The 6,000-nt window shown below is 60.5% G+C and carries 6 protein-coding genes; all 6 read left to right on the forward strand.

The window, feature by feature from the left end; genetic code table 11:
* The first annotated feature begins 12 nt into the window (after positions 1–12).
* Positions 13–1,623, forward strand: coding sequence for a vWA domain-containing protein (locus AAC850_RS13915; protein WP_340589463.1), 1,611 nt, complete (start codon positions 13–15; stop codon positions 1,621–1,623).
* 23 nt (positions 1,624–1,646) lie between these two features.
* Positions 1,647–2,396: an OmpA family protein gene (locus AAC850_RS13920; protein WP_340589465.1), complete on the forward strand. Its 750-nt coding sequence runs from the start codon at positions 1,647–1,649 to the stop codon at positions 2,394–2,396.
* Between the two features lie 193 nt (positions 2,397–2,589).
* Positions 2,590–3,204: a hypothetical protein gene (locus tag AAC850_RS13925; protein ID WP_340589466.1), complete on the forward strand. Its 615-nt coding sequence runs from the start codon at positions 2,590–2,592 to the stop codon at positions 3,202–3,204.
* 89 nt (positions 3,205–3,293) lie between these two features.
* Complete coding sequence (locus AAC850_RS13930) at positions 3,294–3,674, forward strand: response regulator (protein WP_340589467.1); 381 nt, start codon at positions 3,294–3,296, stop codon at positions 3,672–3,674.
* An 86-nt stretch (positions 3,675–3,760) separates the two neighbouring features.
* Complete coding sequence (locus AAC850_RS13935) at positions 3,761–4,945, forward strand: acyl-CoA dehydrogenase (protein WP_340589468.1); 1,185 nt, start codon at positions 3,761–3,763, stop codon at positions 4,943–4,945.
* A 153-nt stretch (positions 4,946–5,098) separates the two neighbouring features.
* On the forward strand, positions 5,099–6,000 hold a 902-nt coding region (locus tag AAC850_RS13940; RefSeq protein ID WP_340589470.1), incomplete at its 3' end, for an outer membrane protein.

The raw sequence follows: 6,000 nt of genomic DNA on the forward strand, positions 1-6,000 counted from the left end.
AGGAGAGAGAGCATGACACGCAAGGACAGGGTTTTCGGAGGCGCCGGAGCGATTGGCGCGACAGCCATCTTATTTCTGATCGTGGGTTGTACGCAGGACGGCGGAGAGCGGGAAGCAAACGAAAGTGTCGCATCCTACGACATCGAAATGTCTGCCGATGGGGAAATGGCTTATGGCCCGGCCCCTTCAATCCTGCGCGAAGAAGTCATGCCGCCAATGGTCGAAAACCGCGAGCGATATGATGGCGAAGAGGTCAGTCCGGTGCAACTCGTGGCGCTGGCACCCGTGTCGACCTTCTCCGTGGATGTCGACACCGGCGCATATGCCAACACCCGCCGGTTCCTGACAAATGGATCATTACCGCCGCAGGCCGCGGTGCGCACAGAAGAGCTGATCAACTACTTCAGATATGACTACCCCGCCCCGTCCGATCGATCGACCCCGTTCAGTGTGACGACCGACATGGCCGTAACCCCCTGGAACGGCAACACACGCCTGCTGCGTATCGGCCTGCGCGGTTACGACCTGCCCCGGGCCGAGCGTCCAGCGGCCAATCTTGTCTTCCTGCTCGATGTGTCGGGCAGCATGAGCAGTGCGGACAAGCTGCCGCTGGTCCAAACTGCCATGCGCCAGCTTGCAGGCGAGTTGCGGGACCAGGACCGCGTCTCCATCGTCGTTTATGCCGGTGCTGCTGGTCTGGTGCTCGAACCGACCCGCAACACGCGCGCCATCCGCCGGGCCATCGACCAACTCGAAGCGGGCGGCTCCACTGCCGGCGGCGAAGGTTTGCGGCTCGCTTATGACGTGGCGCGCGGCTCTTTTATCGAAGGCGGTGTGAACCGCATCATTCTTGCGACCGACGGCGATTTCAATGTCGGCATTTCGGACCGCGACGCGCTGGTCGAGATGATCGAGCGCCAGCGTGACAGTGGCATCACGCTTACCACGCTCGGCTTTGGCGGCGGCAACTACAACGAAGCGATGATGGAACAGATCGCCAATCACGGGAACGGCAATTACGCCTATATCGATAGCGCAATGGAGGCCCGCAAAGTGCTCTCTGAGGAAATGCAGTCGACGCTTTTCACGATTGCGCAGGACGTGAAAATACAGGTCGAATTCAATCCGGCGATAATCTCGCAATACCGCCTTATCGGTTATGAGAACCGGGCACTGCGCGAAGAGGATTTCGACAATGACACGGTCGATGCCGGCGATATCGGCGCGGGTCATCAGGTCACGGCGTTGTATGAAGTGGTGCCCGCCGGAACGCAGGGCTGGATCGCTCCGCGCCGCTACCAGGGCAATACCGCCTCTGCCGCGCGCCGCAATGTGAGCGAGGTCGCCGAGATCCGGCTGCGCTACAAATTGCCGGGGCAGGATAGTTCGCGCCTGCTCCGGCGCGTTGTCCCGTCCGCCATTATCGCCAACGCCCGTGAGCCGCGCGGAGACATGGCCTTCGTCAGCGCGGTCGCGGCCTATGGACAGTTGCTGCGCGGCGATACGATGCTGAACAATTTCGACTACGGCGATGCCGTCCAACTCGCCGGTCCTCAGCAAGGTTTTTGGCGCGAGGAATTCCTGCAATTGGCTACACTTGCGGAATCTCTCGACGGACGCTGATCGAGCGCGCTAAGGGGCGGCACATGAAATTCTTGAGCCGCCCCCCGCTTGCCATCGCGCTTGGCGCATTTGTGATTTTCCTGCTCGCCCGATTTGTCGCAGGTGCCAGCGCACCCGAATTCGCCGCACGCCTTTCTGCACAGGCACCTGCCGTGATCGAAGAGGCAGGTGGCGATGGGCAGGTCCGGGCAAATTACATATCACCGCGCGGCCTTCCCAGCCGCCACCCGCTGCTGACCGGTGGCGAACCGCTCGACGAAACCACGCGCGCCGAAGTCGCAAAGGCCGTGGCGAACATCCCGGGTACCGGCGGCATCCGCTGGTCCGATAGCGACATGATGGCAATGTCCGGCGAGCGGGTGTTCCGCCCCCTGCACTGCCAGGAAGACGTTCAGGCCTTGCTGCGCGCTCGCACGATCCGTTTCGAGGAAAGCTCCAGCCGGATGGACACCGGCAGCCGCGAGCTGCTTGATGAGGTTGCGGCTGCCTTGCGTCCCTGCCTCGGCGCCATCATCCAGATCACCGGCCACACCGACAACTCCGGGCCGGAGCCGGGAAATATCGCCCTTTCCAGCGAACGCGCGCGCGCCGTTCGTGCGGCGCTGCTGCGGCGTGGCATTCCGGCTGACGGATTGCGCACACGCGGGGTGGGTTCGCGCAGCCCGGTCGAAGGGCTCGATCCTGCCGATCCGGCCAACCGCCGCATTGAGTTTTCGGTCATCGCGACAGAGCCTATCCGGCCCACCCCGGTCGATACGCCCGCTCCGCGCTGACGCCCAATACCACGCTTGCGCTAAACCCCCGCTCACCACTAGGAGAAGAGCCATGCCGATCTGGATGGAAGTTTTCGTGCTGATGCTGCTCGCCTACGGGATCGGGCTTGGCATAGGCTGGTCTATCTGGGGTCGATCTTCCTGATCCGGAGCGGTCAGGCTGATGTAAAGATATAGAGAGAGGTCCAAATCCATGTCCGAATTGATGCAGGAATACTGGCTGCTGATCCTGGTCGCGCTCGTGATCGGCTTTATCGTGGCATGGTGGGTCTTTCATGCCGCTCGACGCACGCATGTAGAGCTTGAAGACAAGGCCGATGGTGACGGCGCAGCCAAGCGCAACCAGGCATTGATAGATGCGCCGCCTGTTGCCGGTGCTGTTCCGGGAACAATGTCCGCCGCCGCGAATGCTGATGCCGTAGCCGCCGCTCCCGCAGCAGCCGACGCGGAGGCAGGCGCCGCAGTCCCCGCCCGCGAGGCGATGCACAAGATGGCCGATGTCTCGCCCGGGGAAAGCGCCGAAGCGCTGGCACCGGAACCAACGGACGCGCCTTCCCCAGCACCATCGCAAGGTGATGACCTGCGCCGGATCAAGGGTGTGGGGCCCAAGCTCGTCACCTTGCTCGCCGAGCAAGGCGTCACGAATTTTGCACAAATCGCCGCATGGACCGACGCCGATATCGACCGCATCGATGCAAATCTCGGTCGCTTTCAGGGCCGAATTCGCCGCGATGACTGGGTCGCGCAGGCGCAAATGCTCGCAGCGGATGACATCTCTGGCTACGAAGAGCGGTTCGGCAAGATCTAAACGGCCGTTAACCTCTACGGGAACTCGCAGGCCACCTGCCGCGTAATAGAGGTTACGGAAATTTGATTAGTCGCGAAGGCAAGAATGTTATGGCAACCCAATTGCAGGCAGATCAGCACAGCGTGCTCGTGGTCGAGGATGAGTTTATCATCGCCCTCGACCTGTCCGAGACCGTGCGCGATCTCGGTCTCAAGGTCGAAGGTCCCTACGCCAACCGCGATCACGCTATCATCGCTATCGATGGCAAAATGCCCGACCTGGCGATCTTGGACGTCATGGCCGCTGATGGCGAGGTATTCCCCTTGGCGGATGTGCTGACCGAGGCGGGCGTACCGATCATCTTCCATTCGGGTCATATTTCGCCGCGCGATATCGCCGAGCGTTACCCCAATGCAATGGCGGCGCAGAAGCCGTGCCCGCCCGACAAGCTCATCAGCATGATCGAAAAGGCTGTAGAACGCGCGCACTAATTTGCGCCGTACCACTGCAAAGTCGCTTTCGCTCCTTGCCGCACACTGGATGAAATCCTAGGGCGGTTACAAAGGAGACTATCTACATGGCCGACATGGTTCCGTTCGACTGGGCCGACCCGTTCAACCTCGATGACCAATTGTCCGAGGAAGAGCGCATGGTGCGCGATGCTGCACACGGATTCGCGCAGGGCGAGTTGCAACCGCGTGTCATCGATGCCTACGCGAATGAAGTGGATGCGCCTGAACTTTTCCCGATGATGGGCAAAGCCGGTCTGCTGGGCGTAACGATCCCCGAAGCATACGGCGGCGCTGGCGCCAATTATGTATCCTACGGGCTCGTCGCACGCGAAATTGAACGTGTCGACAGCGGCTATCGGTCGATGGCGAGTGTCCAGTCGAGCTTGGTCATGCACCCCATCCATGCCTACGGGTCGGACGAACAGCGCAGGAAATATCTTCCCGGTCTCGCAAGCGGACAATTGATCGGCTGCTTCGGCCTGACCGAGCCCGATGCAGGGTCCGATCCTTCGGGGATGCGTACCTATGCGAAGAAGGATGGAGACGGATATTCATTGTCCGGCGCCAAGACTTGGATTTCCAATTCCCCGTTTGCCGATGTGTTTGTCGTCTGGGCGAAGTCCGAGGCGCATGGCGACAAGGTTCGAGGATTTGTCCTCGAAAAAGGTATGGCCGGGCTCGCTGCGCCGAAGATCGGCGGCAAGCTGAGCCTGCGCGCAAGCACAACCGGAATGATCCAGATGGACGAGGTCAAACTGCCGGCAGATGCACTGCTTCCGAATGTCGAGGGAATGAAAGGCCCGTTCGGATGCCTGAACCGGGCACGGTACGGCATTTCATGGGGCAGCATGGGGGCGGCAGAATTCTGCTACCACGCAGCGCGGCAATATGGCCTTGACCGGCACCAATTCGGTGTTCCGCTGGCCTCCAAGCAGCTTTACCAGTTGAAACTTGCCGATATGGCGAGCGAAATCGCCTTGGGTCTGCAAGCTTCCTTGCGGGTCGGCAGATTGCTCGACGATGGCCGGTATGCCCCCGAAATGATCAGCGTGGTCAAAAGAAACAACGTCGGCAAGGCCCTCGGCATCGCGCGCATTGCTCGCGACATGCACGGTGGCAACGGAATTTCCGAGGAATATCAAGTGATGCGGCACATGGCCAACCTGGAAACCGTAAACACTTATGAAGGAACTCACGATGTACACGCCCTCATCCTGGGGCGTGCCATCACGGGCATCTCGGCGTTCTAGGAGACCGATCCAACCGCATTGTGCTGCAATTTCGCAACACCCGCAAAGACATCGAAAATAATTACTTCGCAGATGCGGAACAATCGGGCATTAGGGGCATTGCGATCTGTAATGCACGAATGTGAAGTTCATGCGTGATTTGAAGGGAATACAATGAAGAAACTACTTCTGTCTGCGTCCGTCGCGGCGCTCGCCATTCCGGGGGTTGCCCAAGCAGACCCCTATATCGCCATCAGCGGCGGTATTGCCACTGCTGAAAATGCCGACAATGAAGGTGTTTACACCGAAACCGTTCCGGGCCGCAGCGCTTCGGAATCGGACATTCCGGCAGGCACGTCATATTCGTTCGAAACCAATGCCGACCTCGGCTGGAACGTGAACGGCCAGATCGGTTACGCTTTCGATAGCGGCCTCCGCATCGAGCTGGACGGCAGCTATGTCACTTACGACATCGAAAACCATTTCAACCCGGTTGTTGGCGGCGTCGCATTCAGCGATCCCGACGCAAGCGCGCTGAACCGCAGCTCGCCGGCTGCTGGTATCTCGGTTGGTGAGCTTCTCGCCGACGGTCGCGGTGACGTGGAAACATACGGTGCTTTCCTCAACATCCTTTATGATTTCGATCTTGGTTCGGTGAAGCCTTACCTGGGCGCCGGCGCCGGCATCTATGTGCTTGACGTCGACTACATCCCCGGTGGCACTCTGATCGCCAACGATGCCGACACCACTTTTGCCTATCAGGGCATCGCCGGTGTTTCGGGTGAACTTTCCGACCGTGTCGAACTGTTCGCCGAATACAAGTATCGTCGTCTGTTCGAAGAAGCTGACATCACCAACCGTCTCTTCCCGGCTACGCTGGAAGTAGACCAGACTCAGCACATCGGTTCGCTGGGCCTGCGGTTCATGCTTGGTGGCGCGGACGTACCTCCTCCGCCGCCGCCTCCTCCGCCGCCCCCGCCGCCGCCGCCCCCGCCGCCTCCGCCGCCGCCTCCGCCGCCGGTTGCCGAGTGCAACACCGGGCCGTACATCGTGTTCTTCGACTGGGATCAGTCGAA

This window comes from Erythrobacter alti, assembly GCF_037996805.1.
Lineage (GTDB): Bacteria > Pseudomonadota > Alphaproteobacteria > Sphingomonadales > Sphingomonadaceae > Alteraurantiacibacter > Alteraurantiacibacter alti.

Bases quoted from the DNA above. Each gene is read 5' to 3' on its own strand.
- AAC850_RS13925 (WP_340589466.1), top strand. From the start codon at position 2,590: ATGTCCGAATTGATGCAGGAATACTGGCTGCTGATCCTGGTCGCGCTC.
- AAC850_RS13920 (WP_340589465.1), top strand. From the start codon at position 1,647: ATGAAATTCTTGAGCCGCCCCCCGCTTGCCATCGCGCTTGGCGCATTT.
- AAC850_RS13915 (WP_340589463.1), top strand. From the start codon at position 13: ATGACACGCAAGGACAGGGTTTTCGGAGGCGCCGGAGCGATTGGCGCG.
- AAC850_RS13935 (WP_340589468.1), top strand. From the start codon at position 3,761: ATGGCCGACATGGTTCCGTTCGACTGGGCCGACCCGTTCAACCTCGAT.
- AAC850_RS13930 (WP_340589467.1), top strand. From the start codon at position 3,294: ATGGCAACCCAATTGCAGGCAGATCAGCACAGCGTGCTCGTGGTCGAG.